Annotated in this window: 17 protein-coding genes and 1 tRNA gene; 12 read left to right on the top strand and 6 right to left on the bottom strand. The window is 46.5% G+C overall.

The window, feature by feature from the left end; all coding sequences use genetic code 11:
- Nucleotides 1-99: 99 nt before the first annotated feature.
- A complete protein-coding gene (locus QUA01_RS08230) occupies nucleotides 100-1,581 on the bottom strand; it encodes an ankyrin repeat domain-containing protein (protein ID WP_333089044.1) in 1,482 nt (493 codons plus the stop codon).
- A 96-nt stretch (nucleotides 1,582-1,677) separates the two neighbouring features.
- Between QUA01_RS08230 and QUA01_RS08225 the strand changes: the two genes are divergently transcribed.
- Complete coding sequence (locus tag QUA01_RS08225; RefSeq protein WP_333089042.1) at nucleotides 1,678-2,148, top strand: DUF4079 domain-containing protein; 471 nt, start codon at nucleotides 1,678-1,680, stop codon at nucleotides 2,146-2,148.
- 817 nt (nucleotides 2,149-2,965) lie between these two features.
- Here the strand turns inward: QUA01_RS08225 and QUA01_RS08220 are convergent.
- A tRNA-Ser gene (locus QUA01_RS08220) sits at nucleotides 2,966-3,050 on the bottom strand.
- A gap of 34 nt (nucleotides 3,051-3,084) precedes the next feature.
- The gene (locus QUA01_RS08215) at nucleotides 3,085-4,002 is read right to left on the bottom strand and encodes a TIGR04168 family protein (RefSeq protein WP_333089040.1); all 918 of its coding nucleotides are present in this window, start codon (nucleotides 4,000-4,002) and stop codon (nucleotides 3,085-3,087) included.
- Nucleotides 4,003-4,227: 225 nt separating this feature from the next.
- On the opposite strand from QUA01_RS08215, the gene nadA reads away from it, so the two are divergent.
- From nadA to QUA01_RS08175, 8 genes are all read left to right on the top strand, one after another.
- Nucleotides 4,228-5,196, top strand: a complete 969-nt coding sequence (gene nadA, locus QUA01_RS08210; protein WP_333089234.1) for a quinolinate synthase NadA — start codon at nucleotides 4,228-4,230, stop codon at nucleotides 5,194-5,196.
- Between the two features lie 250 nt (nucleotides 5,197-5,446).
- A complete protein-coding gene (locus QUA01_RS08205; RefSeq protein WP_333089038.1) occupies nucleotides 5,447-6,064 on the top strand; it encodes a TIGR04282 family arsenosugar biosynthesis glycosyltransferase in 618 nt (205 codons plus the stop codon).
- Nucleotides 6,065-6,681: 617 nt separating this feature from the next.
- Entirely contained in the window at nucleotides 6,682-7,398 is a 717-nt protein-coding gene (locus tag QUA01_RS08200; protein WP_333089036.1) for a TIGR04283 family arsenosugar biosynthesis glycosyltransferase, read from the top strand.
- Nucleotides 7,399-7,512: 114 nt separating this feature from the next.
- Nucleotides 7,513-8,022 (top strand): photosystem I reaction center protein subunit XI, encoded by a 510-nt coding sequence (locus QUA01_RS08195; protein ID WP_333089034.1) that lies wholly within the window; start codon nucleotides 7,513-7,515, stop codon nucleotides 8,020-8,022.
- Between the two features lie 57 nt (nucleotides 8,023-8,079).
- Nucleotides 8,080-8,196 (top strand): photosystem I reaction center subunit VIII, encoded by a 117-nt coding sequence (locus QUA01_RS08190; protein WP_194012095.1) that lies wholly within the window; start codon nucleotides 8,080-8,082, stop codon nucleotides 8,194-8,196.
- Nucleotides 8,197-8,535: 339 nt separating this feature from the next.
- Nucleotides 8,536-9,093 (top strand): hypothetical protein, encoded by a 558-nt coding sequence (locus tag QUA01_RS08185; RefSeq protein WP_333089033.1) that lies wholly within the window; start codon nucleotides 8,536-8,538, stop codon nucleotides 9,091-9,093.
- Nucleotides 9,094-9,231: 138 nt separating this feature from the next.
- The gene (locus QUA01_RS08180; protein WP_333089032.1) at nucleotides 9,232-10,119 is read left to right on the top strand and encodes a hypothetical protein; all 888 of its coding nucleotides are present in this window, start codon (nucleotides 9,232-9,234) and stop codon (nucleotides 10,117-10,119) included.
- A gap of 183 nt (nucleotides 10,120-10,302) precedes the next feature.
- On the top strand, nucleotides 10,303-10,938 hold the full coding sequence (locus QUA01_RS08175; RefSeq protein WP_333089030.1) for a DUF2996 domain-containing protein: 636 nt from the start codon (nucleotides 10,303-10,305) through the stop codon (nucleotides 10,936-10,938).
- A 412-nt stretch (nucleotides 10,939-11,350) separates the two neighbouring features.
- On the opposite strand, the gene QUA01_RS08170 is transcribed toward QUA01_RS08175, so the two are convergent.
- The 3 genes from QUA01_RS08170 to QUA01_RS08160 form a co-directional block, all read right to left on the bottom strand.
- Entirely contained in the window at nucleotides 11,351-12,172 is an 822-nt protein-coding gene (locus QUA01_RS08170; RefSeq protein WP_333089029.1) for an alpha/beta fold hydrolase, read from the bottom strand.
- A 182-nt stretch (nucleotides 12,173-12,354) separates the two neighbouring features.
- Nucleotides 12,355-12,513: a hypothetical protein gene (locus tag QUA01_RS08165; protein ID WP_333089028.1), complete on the bottom strand. Its 159-nt coding sequence runs from the start codon at nucleotides 12,511-12,513 to the stop codon at nucleotides 12,355-12,357.
- Complete coding sequence (locus tag QUA01_RS08160; RefSeq protein ID WP_333089026.1) at nucleotides 12,482-13,207, bottom strand: lysophospholipid acyltransferase family protein; 726 nt, start codon at nucleotides 13,205-13,207, stop codon at nucleotides 12,482-12,484. The genes QUA01_RS08165 and QUA01_RS08160 overlap by 32 nt, the downstream gene beginning before the upstream one ends.
- A gap of 514 nt (nucleotides 13,208-13,721) precedes the next feature.
- Here QUA01_RS08160 and QUA01_RS08155 point away from each other — a divergent pair.
- The 3 genes from QUA01_RS08155 (at nucleotide 13,722) to QUA01_RS08145 (ending at nucleotide 16,929) form a co-directional block, all read left to right on the top strand.
- The gene (locus tag QUA01_RS08155) at nucleotides 13,722-14,036 is read left to right on the top strand and encodes a hypothetical protein (protein WP_194010683.1); all 315 of its coding nucleotides are present in this window, start codon (nucleotides 13,722-13,724) and stop codon (nucleotides 14,034-14,036) included.
- A gap of 128 nt (nucleotides 14,037-14,164) precedes the next feature.
- Nucleotides 14,165-15,892 carry a succinate dehydrogenase/fumarate reductase flavoprotein subunit gene (locus QUA01_RS08150; RefSeq protein ID WP_333089232.1) on the top strand — a complete coding sequence of 576 codons (1,728 nt, stop codon included), beginning with the start codon at nucleotides 14,165-14,167 and terminating at the stop codon, nucleotides 15,890-15,892.
- A 194-nt stretch (nucleotides 15,893-16,086) separates the two neighbouring features.
- Nucleotides 16,087-16,929 carry a pentapeptide repeat-containing protein gene (locus tag QUA01_RS08145; protein WP_333089024.1) on the top strand — a complete coding sequence of 281 codons (843 nt, stop codon included), beginning with the start codon at nucleotides 16,087-16,089 and terminating at the stop codon, nucleotides 16,927-16,929.
- Nucleotides 16,930-16,953: the final 24 nt, after the last annotated feature.

The following is a 16,953-nucleotide window of genomic DNA, read 5'->3' as shown; positions in this document are numbered from 1 at the left end:
CTTGATACGGCATTTTTTTCAGTCGGCGGAGGCGGACTAAAGTTTTTGTAAACCTGGTTTCAACCGCCGTCTGCATCTGCATCTCCCATGATGCGATATTTATTCCTGTGCTCCTGCATCTTTTAGCAATTTCACAATAGTCGAATAACCTTTAAACTCAGCCAGCATTAAAGCTGTATAATTGCCGGGATTTTTGTGATTTAGTTCTGCACCGGCGGCGATTAAAATCTTAACTGCATGAGTATAACCGCGATGGGCGGCCCACATTAAGGCAGTTGCACCGGAATCATCCAGCAGGTTGACATCCGCGCCTTTTTCGACTAATAATTGGACGATCGCCAAATAACCGCGATCGCACGCCTTCATTAAAGCTGTCTTCCCCAAATCTGCCGGAACATTCGGATTTGCACCGCCGTCGAGCAAAACCTTCACCGTCTCAGTATGTCCGCCAAAAACAGCCAGCGTCAAAGCCGTCTCCCCAAAGTTTTTAGCATTCAGAAAATCTGCCTGATTTGAGTTGACTTTTTGCAGCAAAGCCGCTACGATCGCACTGTGACCGTGAACAGCAGCCACCAGCAAAGGCGTATCGCCCAACCGATTTCTGGCTCCGACACTAGCACCTCGGTTTAATAGCAATTCCACCACATCTTCGCAGCCTTCAACCACCGCAAAATTCAACGCAGTTTCATCATCTCTGTCCTTAGCGTTGATATCCGCTCCAGCATCGAGTAACATACGTGCGATCGGCAAATTTCCCCCAGCAGCAGCCGCCATCAAAGCCGTGCCCCCATCTCCATTCTTCACATTCGCATCAGCCCCCGCACCCAGCAAAGCCCGCACCGCATCAATATTGCCGAAATCCGCAGCCAAAGTCAAAGCAGTTTCGCCGTCTTTGTCGCGAATTTCCGCATTAGCGCCATCCGCCAACAGCACCCCGACAACCGCCAAATTGCCTGCCGTTACAGCCTGCATCAAAGCAGTTTTGCTCTCTAGATTTTTAAGATTAACATCCGCACCGCGATCGAGCAAAATTCTGACAATTTCAGCGCTACCTTGACTAACAGCTAAAAACAGCATGAAATTGTCAGCAACAGCACCCGCATCAGCCAAAACTTTCACAACAGCTTCGTTCCCGGACAAAGCCGCTATTTTCAGAGCAGAATCTCCATCTATATCTCGGACATTCACATCAGCCTTAGCATCAAGCAAAAGCCGCACAACATTAACATCTCCTTTGAGAGAAGCGGCCATCAAAGCCGTACTTCCATCATCATTTTTTGCATCAACATCAGCCCCCGCAGCCAACAACAGCCGCATAACATCAGCCTGTTTGTGAGCGGCGGCCAGCATCAAAGCCGTCAGCCCAAAACGCCTGCTCGTGAGGTTGACATTAGCGTCATTGTTTAGTAGGATACGCACGATTTCCGTATAGCCATTTTGGGCGGCAAACATCAAAGCCGTTGTCCCCTCAGAGTCTTTGGCATTAGCGTCAACGCCTTTAGCGAGTAAAGCTTGGACGTGAATAATATTGCCAGTCTTGGCCGCTTGAATCAATACAGCGTCTTGTTTAGTGGCAGGCATAATAGTATCTCGTTCTGTATGTTTTTACCATCACATGAGAGGGACTTACTGGTATACTAATTTTTATGAAGTTTTTTTGCTAATTCTGAGAACACTATGAACCTCGAAATTCCTGAGTCAGTGAAAGTTTGGAGCCAATTCTTCCACCCAATTTTAATGTGGGTATTGCTGGCTCTGTCATTTTATGCTTTGTATCTCGGTCTTCAAATCCGCCGTACCAGAAGTGCTGAAGGCGAGGCCAAAAAAGAATTAATTAAGGGCAAATTCAACATCAAGCATCACCAAATTGGTTCTTTGCTGCTAGCCTTGATGGTAACAGGGGCGATCGGCGGAATGGCTGTCACCTACATCAACAATGGCAAACTATTTGTGGGAGCCCACTTGCTAGCAGGCTTGGGAATGACCGCAATAATTGCCATTTCAGCCTCGCTGACTCCTTTGATGCAAAAAGGCAATGATTTGGCCAGATACAGTCACATCGTTCTAAATGTGGCGCTATTGGGGCTGTTTGGCTGGCAGGCGGTAACAGGTGTGGAAATCGTGCAAAGAATTATCAGCAAAATGTAATCGTTAAAGCACGATTCACTCTTGGACGCGCGAGTGTCCTGAAACCGGGTTTTTCACGAGAATAATTCGTTTGTAGACGTAGATTATCCTAAAAACTCGGTTTTTTTAGTCCCAGTGCGTAAGTGATATAATTGCGATCGGGCTGTCATATAGCCTTTCTCAAAAAAGTCAGATACAGGTTGAAATTTGAGACTTGAGATTGAGGGTTTGATACCTCATTTTTGTCAGAACTACTATAGCGATTCTCAAGCGTGGTGAGGATAGCCCAATGCCCTGCGCGGGCAAATGCCCTATCCCGGATAGTACCTCATATGAGAGCTTGAAAGGCTATAATAGATTAATCTATTTTTGTTGCCAAATTTTCAATTTACTCTAAATTGTGCTTTGCTCAAAGTATAAGTAAGCAAATTAGTTTGCGGTCAAGTTTAGTTTAGCAAAGCCAACCAACTAAAATGCCCTCTTTAAAAAAATATCCTTTATCAAAAAGTTTAGATGTTAGATTTTTCGGCTTCGCGAGCGAACAAGTTTTAGATGGGAGGATTGAGGGAGCGAGCGATCGGTCAATACCTCCTATGATATCAAATCCTCTCTTCATCGGAATAGTAAATAGACAGTTAACAGTTAACAGTTAACAGTTAACATCATGTATGAGTGCAACCTGAATTGATATGAGAGCTCGAACTGCGATAATTAATTTTGTTTAACTACTTATCGACTTTCTATCCAAAACTCTATCCAGTTCACTTTGTCGGGGGTTTTGCTGGAGCCGAGAGTGTTGCTAAAGCTTGATATTAATTGGCTCAAAGCCTTGAAAAAACGGAGAGGGTGGGATTTGAACCCACGGAACCTTACGGTTCACCTGATTTCAAGTCAGGCGCATTCGACCACTCTGCCACCTCTCCCGGTAGATAAACTACATCATACCAGTAGTTGCCACTAACTACAAGCCTTTGCCGATTCTGTGTGCCGGTAAAGAATTTGTTCTAAAACCACTGCGAAATCTTCCCCCAGCCAAACTAGAGACGCTTCCGACACTGTGCCATTTTCCAGCAGCACGATCGAGAAATTCCGCAGTTTCGAGCACTCTCTCTCGACAATTCGCGGTACGCTGGCCGCATTCAAATACACCGTACCCTCCGCACTCACCTCCAGCGACTTCCGCAACTCGTGCTTAGTGTGTCGCAGTTTGTGGTGCATATGACCAAAAGTTACCAGAGGTACGTGCTTCCCAGCACTCCGAGTTCGATCGATCGCCTCAGCAAAATCCGGGTCTCCCCAATCCCCTCCCAGCGGCTTCCAATCTCGACCGCAGGGGTCTTCAGGAGCCTCTCCCAGACCCGTCGGGCCCGTGTGACCCAAAAAAATCACATTTTCGCAATCCGCATCCGCCGCAGCTCCTGCAATGCGTTTGGCCGACTCCTCAAAACTTTCTACCCCAAACCATTCCGAGTAAAAATCGTTGTACTTCCACTCCGACCCCCCCCAAGTAAACGGGCGGCTTCCCACCACAGTTACGCCCAATTTGGGAAAATCTCGCTTGCTGTAACCGACGTGGGCTTCTCCCATTAAATCTAACTGCTGTTTTACCCAATTTTCTTTAGTGCGATCGTAGGGGCACTGACTCCGGCCCCACTCGGTTGCTGTGTACCAAGCGTCGTGGTTTCCAAACACCGCAGCTTTCGGAATGTCCAATTGGGCGATCGCCCGCACTACATCCACCGACTCGTTCCCAAAATCCCCCACAAACAGCACCAAGTCAACGCCCAAATGCTTCAGCGCCTCGCCGTCTTCTGCTTCCCAGTGATCGTGAACGTCCCCCACCACCGCAATTTTGATAGATTTAGCTTTATTCATTTGATTTGTTATGTGCGATCGAGCCCTAGCCCCTTCTTATCAGCATAGGAAACAGCGACCAATTTTTGCACTCTCCCCCAGGCAATTTTAGATTTTAGATTTTAGATTTTAGATTTTAGATTTTAGATTGGCCCAACCAGCCACTTGCAACCGTTTTTGGTGAATTCAACTATAATTCAAAATACATTTGAGTCCAGCCGCCACCATTCACCCAAGATTCTAACTGTGTTTACCACCGCACCTGCTCCCAACTTTACCCAAACCAGACTGCCCGACGACTTGTTTGCCGCAATCAACGCCCTCAAACAAGAGTTAAACGCCGTCATTCTCGCCCACTACTACCAAGACTCCGACATCCAAGACATCGCAGACTTCATAGGCGACTCCCTAGAACTTGCCCGCAAAGCCGCCAACACCAGCGCCGATGTCATAGTTTTTGCCGGAGTTCATTTCATGGCAGAAACCGCCAAAATCCTCAATCCAAACAAATTAGTATTATTGCCAGACTTAAATGCAGGTTGTTCCCTCGCCGACAGTTGCCCGCCCGAAGCCTTTGCGGCATTCAAAGCCGATCGACCAAAACACTTAGTTATTTCCTACATTAACTGTACCGCCCAAATAAAGGCAATGAGCGACATAATTTGCACCAGCTCCAACGCCGTCAAAATTGTCAACCAAATTCCTGAAAATCAGCCAATAATCTTTGGGCCCGATCGCAATCTCGGCCGCTACGTCATCGAACAAAGCGGTAGACACATGGAACTCTGGCAAGGAGCCTGCATCGTCCACGAAAACTTCTCAGAAAAAAAGATAGTTCAACTCAAAATCGAAAATCCCGAAGCCGAAATCATCGCCCACCCAGAATGCGAACCTCCCGTACTTCGCCACGCCAATTATATCGGTTCCACCGCCGCTTTGCTCAAATATACTCAATCGAGTTCCAGCCAAGCATTTATTGTCGCGACTGAACCGGGAATAATTCACCAAATGCAAAAGCAAACACCACACAAACAATTTATCCCCGCTCCTGGCAACAACAATACTTGTGCTTGCAACGAATGCCCGCACATGAGATTAAATACCTTGGAAAAATTGTACCTATCCCTCAAAAATCAAACTCCCGAAATTACCATGTCCCAAGAACTGCAACTAGCCGCCTTGAAACCAATCCAGCGAATGCTAGAAATGAGCTAACCATCAATCACTAATTTTCAGTTAACCTATTGTAGGGTAAATTGGGTGCGACAATTAACTTAAGCCACCAAAAAACAAATATTAAACCGCGCCCAACCCACCACTATTAGATTTGCATTGCACTCAATCGCCGACAATATTAAAATTATCTGCATTTATCTGTGTCGATCTGCTTAAAATCTGCAGTTTACCCGCTCTATCCTGTGATTTGTGCAAAAACTCCCCTCAAAAATCTCAAATTTCAAATGGTATGATTCCAGAAAAACTGATTGTTTTCAGCCGCTATCCCGAACCCGGAAAAACCAAAACTCGACTGATTCCTGTGCTGGGAAAAACAGGTGCTGCCAATCTTCACCGCTTGATGGCCCAAAAGGCGATCGCCCGCGCGCGCTCTCTCCAAAACTCCCGCCGATTATCAGTAGAAATTCATTACACAGGCGGCAGCCCACAACAGATGCAAGACTGGTTGGGAACCGATGTTATTTATCAAAATCAAACAGACGGCGATTTAGGGGCCAGAATGACCGCAGCATTTCAAAATTCTTTTAATTCGGGGATTGACAAAGCTGTAATTATCGGCACTGATTGTCCCGCTCTGAAACCAGAAATCATGGCAAAAGCTTTTGACGAACTGAGCCAACACGATTTAGTTTTGGGTGCGGCAAAAGACGGAGGTTATTATCTGATCGGGCTGGGGCGATCGATACCGGAATTGTTTGGCGGCATTAACTGGGGAAGCAGCGAGGTATTTGCTGCTACGCGGGCGATCGCCCAAAACCTTGATCTGAAAATTGCTTATCTTCCCACTCTTGCAGATATCGATCGACCGGAGGATTTGCTAGATTTAGATATGAATATGTTGAAATAATTAAACTCTATTGAGCAGATTTAATTCATTAGTAATTCTCATGTTTAATCAATAAAAAACACTTGTTTGTGAAACCAGAAGGTCATAATATAGTAATTGTATTTGTCTGACCAAATGCAGTGGTTAGACAGCGCTTGCGACAATAGTCGCAAGCGCGACAAAAAGCTAAAATACAACAAACTTTAGTTCAAAATAGAATCATGATTTGAGGGCGATACTCTACAATAATCGTCGCCAAAATCGTAGAAACTGGGTTTCTGACTGAATTTATCGTAAAGTCGCCCAACTCTTAGAAACCGGGTTTCTTGCTATATTTATCGCTACTCAACCCAAAACTCGTAGAAACCCGGTTTCTGATGGTGAGAAATCCGGTTTCTGACTATATAGCGGTTCTCCAGCGTGGTGAGGTATGCCCTATGCCCTATGCCCTAGGCTCTATCCCGGATAGTACCTCATATGACAGCACAGAAAGGCTATATTTATGGCTACTCAACCCAAAACTCATAGAAACCCGGTTTTTCGACCTTATCTGTAAAGCCTAAAACTGTCCCAAGCTGTTGAATAACAGATAAGCTTTGTACAACCCGCCCTCTATGTCACGGGTTGCTTAATTCTGTATGCCATCAGAAAATCATAATCTCAAAATTTCTATTATTATTCCAGCCTTAAACGAAGCACCTACGATCGCCCCCGTCATCTCCACCGCCCGAAATGCTAAAAATGTTGAAATCATTGTCGCCGACGGCGGCAGCAGCGATGGCACCGCAGATATAGCCCAATCTTTGGGCGTGCGAGTTATCTCTACCGCCCCAGGCCGCGCTACTCAAATGAATGCAGGTGCCGCCTCCGCTACTGGAGATATCCTGCTGTTCCTCCACGCCGACACTCTTTTACCCCCAGGCTACGACTCTGACGCGCGCATGGCATTAGCTAAACCGTCCGTAGTAGGGGGGGCATTTCCACTCAAAATTGATGGGCGCAGGCTCTGTCTGCGGCTGGTAGAAACAGGGGTAAACTGTCGATCGAACTTTTTCCAAATGCCCTACGGCGATCAAGCCATTTTTCTGTATTCAGCTACCTTTGACAAAATCGGCGGTTTTCCCGACTTACCCCTGATGGAAGACTTTGAATTCGTGCGCCGGTTGAAAAAACAAGGCCGCATTGCCCTATTACCCCAGCCAGTGCTGACCTCCGACCGTCGCTGGCAGCAGCTTGGGGTACTCAAAACCACTGCCATCAATCAAATAGTAATTATCGCTTATTTCCTGGGAGTGTCGCCCGATCGACTCGCTTTCTGGTATAGAGGACACAAGAAAAATTCTTCTGAAAACTAAAGAATAGTGAACTTTTCTAAAGCTCGGTAGCATTTATGCAAATAGGAAGCCCGTCCCTGCGTAAAATATGACTTGAACGCCTCAAAATTTACGCACAGCGAGGAAAAAGAGAATATGGCCGATCCCAGAGATGCAGAGCTTATTAAACCCTTTAACGGCGACCCCTTCACGGGTCATCTAGCAACTCCCATCAGTGCTTCTGATTTCACCAAAGCATTCATCGGGAACTTGCCTGCCTACCGCAAAGGACTCTCGCCCCTAGTTCGAGGTCTAGAAATCGGTTTGGCACACGGCTATTTCCTCGTAGGCCCAGAAATCGTCTTCGGACCCCTGCGGGATTATCCTGAAGCAGCTAATCTTGGCGGACTAATTACAGCCCTAGTCATAGTTCTACTCGGCACACTAGGTATGTCTGCTTACGGTTTGGTCTCTTTCAAGCAAGACAACACCAGCTACCCCAGTGCTAATCCCATGACTCCCGATTCCCTCAGAAATGGTGAAGGATGGAGTCAGTTGACCGCTGGTTTCTTCATTGGCGGCATGAGCGGCGTCTTTGCTGCCTACTTCTTGCTGGAAAACTTTAATGGCGTTGATGCCATTTTCCGGGGTTTAGTCAACAATTAGACTCCGCTGCTCGATATCCCTGTTGGAACACGCTAACTTTAGTTTGGAGAATTTGACATGACAGGTACCTACGCTGCCTCTTTCTTACCTTGGATTTTGATTCCGGTAATTACCTGGCTGATGCCAGTTGTGGTAATGGGTTTGTTGTTTATCTACATTGAAAGCGACGCCTGAGCTTTTCCCACAAAGCAACACCTCAGTTGGAAGATTGACAGACAACTTCTCTGAAACCTCTCTCATAAGTCTAGGGAAAATCCGAAAAAATTGTTTTGAGATTGCTGGTAATTAGGAAATTTGCTTTCTTTACCCCCACCCCCAGACTCGACTGTGTGGAGCAATCTTTCTGTCTTCTTCCATCTGAATTCGCCATTGCAAAAAATCCTCTGTCATGCGGGCAGAGGATTTTTTTACAAATATTTTTTTCCCGCAAGCACAAATCACCCGATCGCTAAAGACAAATTGCCAAATTCTGAGCCACAATTGTTATGGAAACCTACTCATCAGGAGACAGCGATGCAATTTCTCTCCGCGCGCAAAATCTTAGCTCCATTCCTGATCTCGGTACTGCTGCTGGTGACTTCCTGCGGTCAGAATCAGGCCTCATCCTCTCGCTGGGATCAAGCCCAGAAGGAAAGTACCCAAAAACCCGCGGCTAATACCAAGCAGGCTACTGACAAATCCATAGCTCAAAGTCAAAACCTTCCCAAGAAGGCAGTCGCAGGTGGCAAGTTAAATAAATACTTCCCCTCTTCAGGTGCCGGATTCGATCGCGTCTTCGCTCAAGAAAAATCCGGTTTTGCTGAAGCTAAGCTCAACAAAGGCGGTAAAAATGTCGCGGTACTCTCGATTAACGATATCGCCGGCAACCCCTCGGCTGGTACAAAATTCCAGCAAAGTACCAAGCAAATTAGCGGCTATCCTGCTGTCAATCAGGGTGCTAATATCACTGCTGTTTTGGTGGTAAATCGCTATCAGGTGAAAGTTCAATCCCGCGATCCATCTTTTACTGCTAGCGATCGCGAAGCTTGGCTGTCAAAATTTAACCTCCCCGGCCTCGCCCGCCTCAAGTAGCAATGTCCCCGATAGAACTCCCCGCCCGACTTTAGTCAGGCGCAATCAGAATTAAGTCTGCCCAGACAAAATTGTGAAGTTCTTGCCATCTGTCAAAAGTAATATCTTTGATTCTTGTTCAGCTATAAGGAGTTTTTTGTGAGCAAAACAGTCTTTGAATTAGTCGATCAACTGCCAAAAGACAACATGACTGTCAAAGCCCTGCGAGCGCTTGACTTTGTGGTTCCCGGCGAGTGGAACAATTTAGTGGGCTTTGAAAATACCATTCGCACTGTTACTGGCGAAACTGATGAAGATTTGATTCAGCAAATTGGCGATCGCGCCATCTATCTCTACAACGATAAGTCTGAGGGCTACCAGCGCGCTCTTTGGCTTTACCAAACGATCGACAGTGCTTCAGGTGCCCTAGGCGCTGCTGCTATGGCCAACAAAGTATCCGAAAATGTCCCGTTTTTGGGCTTCCTCGGCAATCTCACCCCGAAGCCAGAAAAAGCTCAGACGATCGACCTTTCTTTGAAGTTAGTCACTGAGTTGCTCGCTTTTTGCCAAATTAACGGGATTCCCGGCGACAGCATCGGCGATTTTGCCGGGGCTTTGGGCGACTACGGCGGCGAATCCCTGATGCGGATGGCTGCTTTGGTTTGTTTCGACGGTTTGATTCCCCTGGGCCCAGACTTTATTATGGCCACTCAGTCTTGGATTCAACGCCTCTCTCCGCAAGATTTGCAAGATAATGTAGTGTTTAAGTCGATCGGCGGCATGATTCCAGGCGGCTCTCCCGCAGGCCAGCTCGGCTTTATCGGCGAAAGCTTTAACTCGGTTTCCGGTTGGATGGGATCTTTTGTCAGCGATCGAGGTTTGACTCCCCAAAACGTACTCGGCCACTTGCAGAATTTTGTCGAAATTTCTGCCGATAAGGTGGACTATGTGGGCGCATTCCTCGACATGACTACCAATTACTACGAACACACCGGCGTTCAAACTCTCGCCCGCCGTTTGATTGAACGAGCTGTCGCTGAAATTTAGAGTCATCACAGGAGTTGCAATTTGTCAATAGGAAAACCCGGAAGCGAGTGTTTTGATCTCAAAGTTTTTTGACTGACAATTCTTTAAGCTTGGTTTTCGATAAAATATCTGTGCGATCGATCGAGTCGATCGCCCGGATCTCAACTCAAAACTCCTACCAATCAATTTTACAAGGAAGCCTTAATGCCAGAAGAACCGCAAAACCCTACCGCTGGCGAATCAGAAACTCCCAGTGCTGCGATCGAGAACGCCCCAAGTTCCGACGCACCCGAGACAACCGACTTACCCAGCACTGACAAGCCCGCAGCTAAAGCTAAAAAGCCCCCAGCTAAAGCCGCTGACGGCGACAAGTCCCCAGCTAAAGCCGCTGACGGCGACAAGTCCCCAGCTAAAGCCGCTGACGGCGACAAGCCCCCAGCTAAAGCTAAAAAAGAAAAAGCACCTGCTGTTGAAGACAAGCCCTTTGCAGAATTTATTCAACAAGATTATTTGCCCGCCTTGCAAACTGCTTTGACTAAGCAGGGCGTTAAGGACTTAGAGGTACGTTTTACCAAGCAAAAACTCCCCATTGCCGGTATGAGTACCGCTGGAGATTGCTGGCAGGTAATTGGTAAATTCCAAGAAGGTCAGCGCCAATTTAACCTGTATTTTCCTCAAGAAAATATTCAAAGTCAAAGGGCGTTTTCCTGTGCTGAAAATAATACCCATACCAGCACTTTAGAGCCTTTTTTGATAGACGAGCGCAAGATTACTCTCGACCTCATGGTGTTTGGCGTAGTCCAGCGGCTTAACGCTCAAAAATGGCTGAATCTTAATTAGTCAGTTGTTAGTAGTCAGTAGTCAGTAGTCAGTAGTCAGTAGTCAGTAGTCAGTAGTCAGTAGTCAGTAGTTGTTGGGAATTGGTTATTAGTTATTAGTTATTGGTTATTGGTTACTTGCTACGAATTCCCAATTTCCCATTCTCAATTCCCAATAACAACTAACAAATAACAACTAACAGCTAACAGTCATTAGTCATTAGCTATGACTTGTCATTTATTGGTCACTAGAAGCAAAATTACAGATTGAGCGATCGATAAAGTTCGTATCCAAATTAACGAGACCGTCACTAAAAAGTGCCTGGAGACAAGCAACTAATGACTGAGGACTATTGACTAATGACTCCAAACTAATGACTAATGACTAATGACTCCAAACTAATGACTAATGACTACTGACTATTGACTACTGACTATTGACTACTGACTAATGACTGCTGACTAATGGATTCAGTCAAAAAATTGCGCTCTTGCATAATCCCGTAAAGGTTAACATCTGTTTCTAACAAACAAGCATGACCGCTGTTACCCAGCAGCACCATCTCCGCGTTAGGAATTACCTTAACTAAAAGCTTCCCTTCTGCTAAAGAAGGTAGCAGCCGATCGGCACCGCTAGCAATTACTAACGTCTGCTGTTTGATGCCACGCAACTGATTTTGATCCACATCAAACGATCGCACTAACGCCAATCTCCACACAGACGTGTGTTGCGGTACCGCTTGCATCGCTTCTAGCAAAGCCCGCCGATCGTCGCGCCCAATCTTTCCTAATGATGCTAACATCGGCAACAAACCGATTACCGACAGCGGATAAAGATTCGCCGGCAACCACTGAGTTAGATGCGAACCCCACTGCACCCAAGGCTGTTGTCGGAATGAAGAAGCAGGATTCACTAAAATTAGTCGATCGCACAATTGAGGAGCTTCTAAAACAATTTTCATCGCTAAACAGCCCCCAAATGACTCCCCGCACAGATAAACCGGGCGCTGCTGCTTTCCGGTTTGTTTTTCTGCTTCGATTAAGGCAATTGTTTCGCTGACAAGTACCTCCCAACTAGCCATATCGTCAGCAGGTAAAGTTAAGCAGCGAATGTCGAAATGATTTGCCAATTTAGAAATTTGCGGCCGCAGCAGCAATCCGCTACCATCCATACCGGGCAGAAATATAAATAAAGGGCGATCGGCTTTCGGCGGTTTGGGGGTTAGAAAACGAACCTGGTTACTAGCATTTGGCATGATTAAAATCAGAAATTAAATTATATGAACTCTATCAGTCGGGGATTGCTGTCAAAAATAGGGGGATAATCAGAGAGCAAGAACAATCATCAATTAAGACATCAGACGAATCAAGAATCTTAAACCAAGAAGCGACTAAGAATCAGCCGAGGACGGCGACACAAGGAAAATGCGAGCAAAAATCACAAATTTATTCCCTCTTCCTTCTTCCCTCTTCCTTCTTCCCTCTTCCTTCTTCCGACGGACATCGGACTTACATCCGTTACATCCGTTACATCCCGTACATTGCTCGTTGCCGAACTTCCTTCGTTACAAACACCCTCGTTGGAGCAATTGTGCAATTTCCCCCTGACAGTGCTCTGTGAGTTCAGCAACAACGGCTTTGGCTTTTTTGCCTCGATATTGCTGCTGTCTCTCGACAGTAATCCAGTAAGGCCGACCGATTAAAACATTAACTCGCTGATAAACTATCACAGGATGCCACCCAGCGCGATCGAACAGCGGTTCGGAAGGATCGAACAAACTCAACAACTTGAGCGGTACACCAGAGCGCACCGACTTTTCCTCCATCGAACCAATCGCCACCGGCAACACCGCCAAATCGCGCAGCGGAGCCCGCAAAGCCAAATGAGCAAATCCCCGCTGAAACTTCCCCACAGTATTCGGTTGAGTACACTTCACCATCGGTTCTGCACCCTCTGGAAATACCCCCACCATCTCCCCACTTTGCAGCAGCGACGTCGCTTGAGAGAAAAAATGTTGCTGTCGTTGCTCCGGTGCTTCCAAGGGGAAAGCGCCGAAAGTCGTGACAACTTCCCGAATCACCGGAACTTGACCCATGTAGTGATGACAAGCAAACCGGATCGATCGACCCAAACCCGCCGTCAGCAGTACCGGATCTAAAAAACTGCGGTGATTGCTCACCACGAGCACCGGACTATATCGGGGAATCCGGTGCTGGTGGTGCAAAAACATCTGCGTTCCCAAACCAGCCAGGAAACAGCGCGAAATCAGCAATGTGCGATCGGAAGACATGGGCTAAAACACAGGTGCGAGGCTATAAAGGTTGATTGCATCCCCATGCAGCTTAACATTACTTTACAAAATCGGGAGTCAGCCAAAAAGCATACTTCCCCTAGACAAGACCTTTGCAAATCTACCCGCATTTCAGGCGCAGCGCGGATCTACAGATAGCAGTTCTCAAGCGTGGTGAGGTTGCCCACCCAATGCCCTGTTTGGCCTGTTTGGCCTGTTTACCCACTGCCCTGTTTGGCCTGTTTGGCCTGTTTACCCAATGCCCTGTTTGGCCTGTTTGGCCTGTTTGGCCAGCAACACCTCATCTTTCTGAGAAATGCCTAAGTCTTGTTGCGGCAAAAATTCCCTATCCGAAACAAAAATTCATAAAGTGTTGTTGCAAACTTCTATAAAAATGTTTAAAACTCCCGCAAAACCTACTTGTGAACTCTAAAATTATAAATTTACAGTCAGTATTGACAGGCTGTCAAAGTATTTTTGGACAAGTCGTAATAGCAATCTCCCGAGGCATCAAATGAGTAACATCCAAAACTATCGCCTTAAATGTACCCTCACCTTTGGCGACATTTACGGTCAAATCATTGTTTGGCTGATAGTCATCTTCCTGAGTCTAGCGTCAGCACTCGCCCTGTGGAGCAGCGCCCGTCAAATCTACGCTTTGGCTACAGTCGGCTTGATTTTAGTGCTGTCTCTGCCCTTCTTGCTGTTTGCTTTCGTTACAACTCTGCTAAATAACATTCAAGTGCTTTCGGTAGACCCCGCCACCGAAGATCAACCTTCTGCAACGGGAAATCAATCCAATCAGCAGCCTATAGAAACCATCGGCTAGTTTAATTTGAAATTTTAACTTTTGATCTTCCATTCCAATCAAAAGTTAAAAAACTTCCCGATCTTTTGATAGGAAGTTTTTTTTTGCGTCACGATAAGTTGAGGAGAACACTCAAAATTACTCAAACAATGCTGGAACACGACGTAATCATTGTAGGCGGCGGTTTAGCAGGTTGCCGCGCCGCTGTAGAAATTGCGCGGACTGACCCCAGTCTCAAGGTAGCAGTTGTTGCCAAAACTCACCCAATTCGATCGCACTCCGTCGCAGCCCAAGGCGGCATGGCCTCCAGCCTGCAAAATGTCGATCCCGAAGACAGTTGGAAAGCCCACGCCTTTGACACAGTAAAAGGTTCCGACTATTTAGCCGACCAAGACGCAGTAGAAATCCTCACCCGCGAAGCCCCCGGTGTAGTCATCGATTTAGAACACATGGGAGTCCTCTTTTCCCGCCTAGAAGACGGCAGAATTGCCCAGCGCGCTTTCGGCGGACATTCCCACCGCCGCACCTGCTACGCCGCCGACAAAACTGGTCACGCCATCCTCCACGAATTGGTCAACAATCTGCGCCGCTGCGGAGTTCACATCTATCAAGAGTGGTATGTCACGCGCCTGATTTTGGAAGCAGGCCAAGCCAAGGGCGTGGTTATGTTCAACCTGATAGACGGCGAAATTGCCGTCGTGCGCGCTAAGGCGGTGATGTTTGCTACGGGGGGTTACGGTCGGGTTTACAACACCACCTCGAACGATTACGCCTCGACTGGTGACGGTTTGGCGATGGCGGCGATGGCTGGATTGCCGCTGGAAGATATGGAATTTGTGCAGTTTCACCCGACGGGTTTGTATCCGGTGGGAGTGTTGATTTCCGAGGCCGTGCGGGGCGAAGGTGCTTATTTGATTAATTCCGAGGGCGATCGATTTATGGCCAATTATGCCCCGTCGCGGATGGAATTAGCGCCCAGGGACATTACATCGCGATCGATTTCCCTAGAAATTCGCGCCGGCCGAGGAATTAATCTCGATGGAAGTGCAGGCGGCCCCTTTATTTACCTCGATTTGCGGCACATGGGACGCGAAAAAATCATGAGCAAAATACCTTTTGCTTGGGAAGAAGCCCACCGCTTATTAGGAATTGATTCTGTCAACCAACCGATGCCCGTGCGCCCGACTGCTCACTATTCAATGGGCGGAATTCCAACTAATATTAATGGGCAAGTTCGCAGCAGTGCTGACAGTTTGGTAGACGGTTTCTTTGCAGCCGGCGAAGCAGCTTGCGTCTCAGTTCACGGCGCTAACCGTTTGGGCAGCAATTCGCTGTTGGAATGCGTAGTTTACGGCAAAGTTACTGGCGCAACCATAGCACAATTTGTCCAAAATCGCAAGTTGCCTGCAGTAGACGAACAGCGTTATATTAACGAAGCTCAAGAACAAATTCAAGCACTTTTAGACCGTCCCGGAAAATATCGAATCAATCAAATCCGGCAGCAGTATCAAGATACGATGACTGAGTATTGCGGCGTGTTTCGCAGCGCCGAATTGATGCAGGAAGGTTTGCAAAAATTGGAGGATTTAGAGCGACAATATGAGGAGGTTTACTTAGACGATAAAGGCAAGTTGTGGAATACGGAAATTGTGGAAGCTTTGGAATTGCGGAGTTTAATCGTTGTCGGCAAAATGATTTTAACTTCTGCTTTGAACCGGCAGGAAAGTCGGGGAGCTCATTCGCGGGAAGATTTTACTCAGCGGGATGATGAGAAATTTTTGAAGCATACGCTGGCCTATTATTCACCTGCGGGGATTGATTTGGCTTATATGCCGGTGGCAATTACGATGTTTGAGCCGCAGGAACGAAAGTATTGAGTTGTCGGGTGGGCGAGGCCCACCTTACTAATAGTCTGGTCAGAGAAGTAAACACAATCTACTAACTTGGTCATTTATTCAACTTTGGGATATGACTGTAAACTTGGCAGTGTTATACTGCTTTGATAGGGTATAATTCCCAAGTTTTTGGAGTTATACCGCACCGATAAGCAATTAATCTATTATTGTGAATTATGAACTCTGAGGAATTGTTACAGCGTTACTCTGCTGGAGAGAGGAACTTTAAAGGAGTCAATTTGGAGGGAGCGCAATTGCACGATGCCAATTTAGAAGGAATTAACTTGCATAGTGCTAATCTCTACTCCGCTCGGTTGCAGGGTGCTAATCTGGAAGGAGCAGTTTTGGATAATGCAAGGCTAGATAGTGCTGAGCTAGAAGGAATTAACCTGGAGAATGCTAGCTTAGTCGAAGCCGATTTGAGTGAAAGCAACTTGGAAGGGGCTAATTTGACTAACGCCGACATGAGAGGTGTTAAACTATATGAATCTAGTTTGTATAATGCCTGTTTGAAAGGAGCGAACTTAAGAGGAACTCAAACAACTTCCGCCTTGTTCAATGGTGCTAACTTGAGAGAGGCTGATTTGCGAGATATTGGATTATTTGATGGTTCCTTAGAAGGTACAAATCTGATGGGGGCTGACTTGAGCGGAACTCAGTTGGAGTACGTAAATCTCAATAGATTTCTTTACGACTCAGAAACTACTTTTGACGATACATTTACTCCTCATTCAGGTGGAATTTATATCGGGGTTGGAGCTAATTTGAAGGGGATTGATTTGACAAATGCCGATCTAAGTGAGGCTGATTTAAGTGAGGCTGATTTGAGTTTTACAAATCTGAGGGGCGCTAATTTAAGTGGGGCTATCCTCTTCCAAGCCAATTTAGAAGGTGCTAATTTAGATTATACCGATTTAACTGATGCTGACCTCGAACAAGCTAATTTGAGTGATGCTCAGACTAGCATGACTATCTTTTGCAATACTGTTATGCCTGATGGTACTATGTTGCTAAAATAATTTATAATTAATTTGAAACTCATC

Source organism: Microcoleus sp. S36a_B3 (assembly GCF_036700745.1).
Lineage (GTDB): Bacteria > Cyanobacteriota > Cyanobacteriia > Cyanobacteriales > Microcoleaceae > Microcoleus.
Note: the sequence above shows the minus strand (reverse complement) of the source record. Positions and strands in the feature narration are given on the sequence as shown.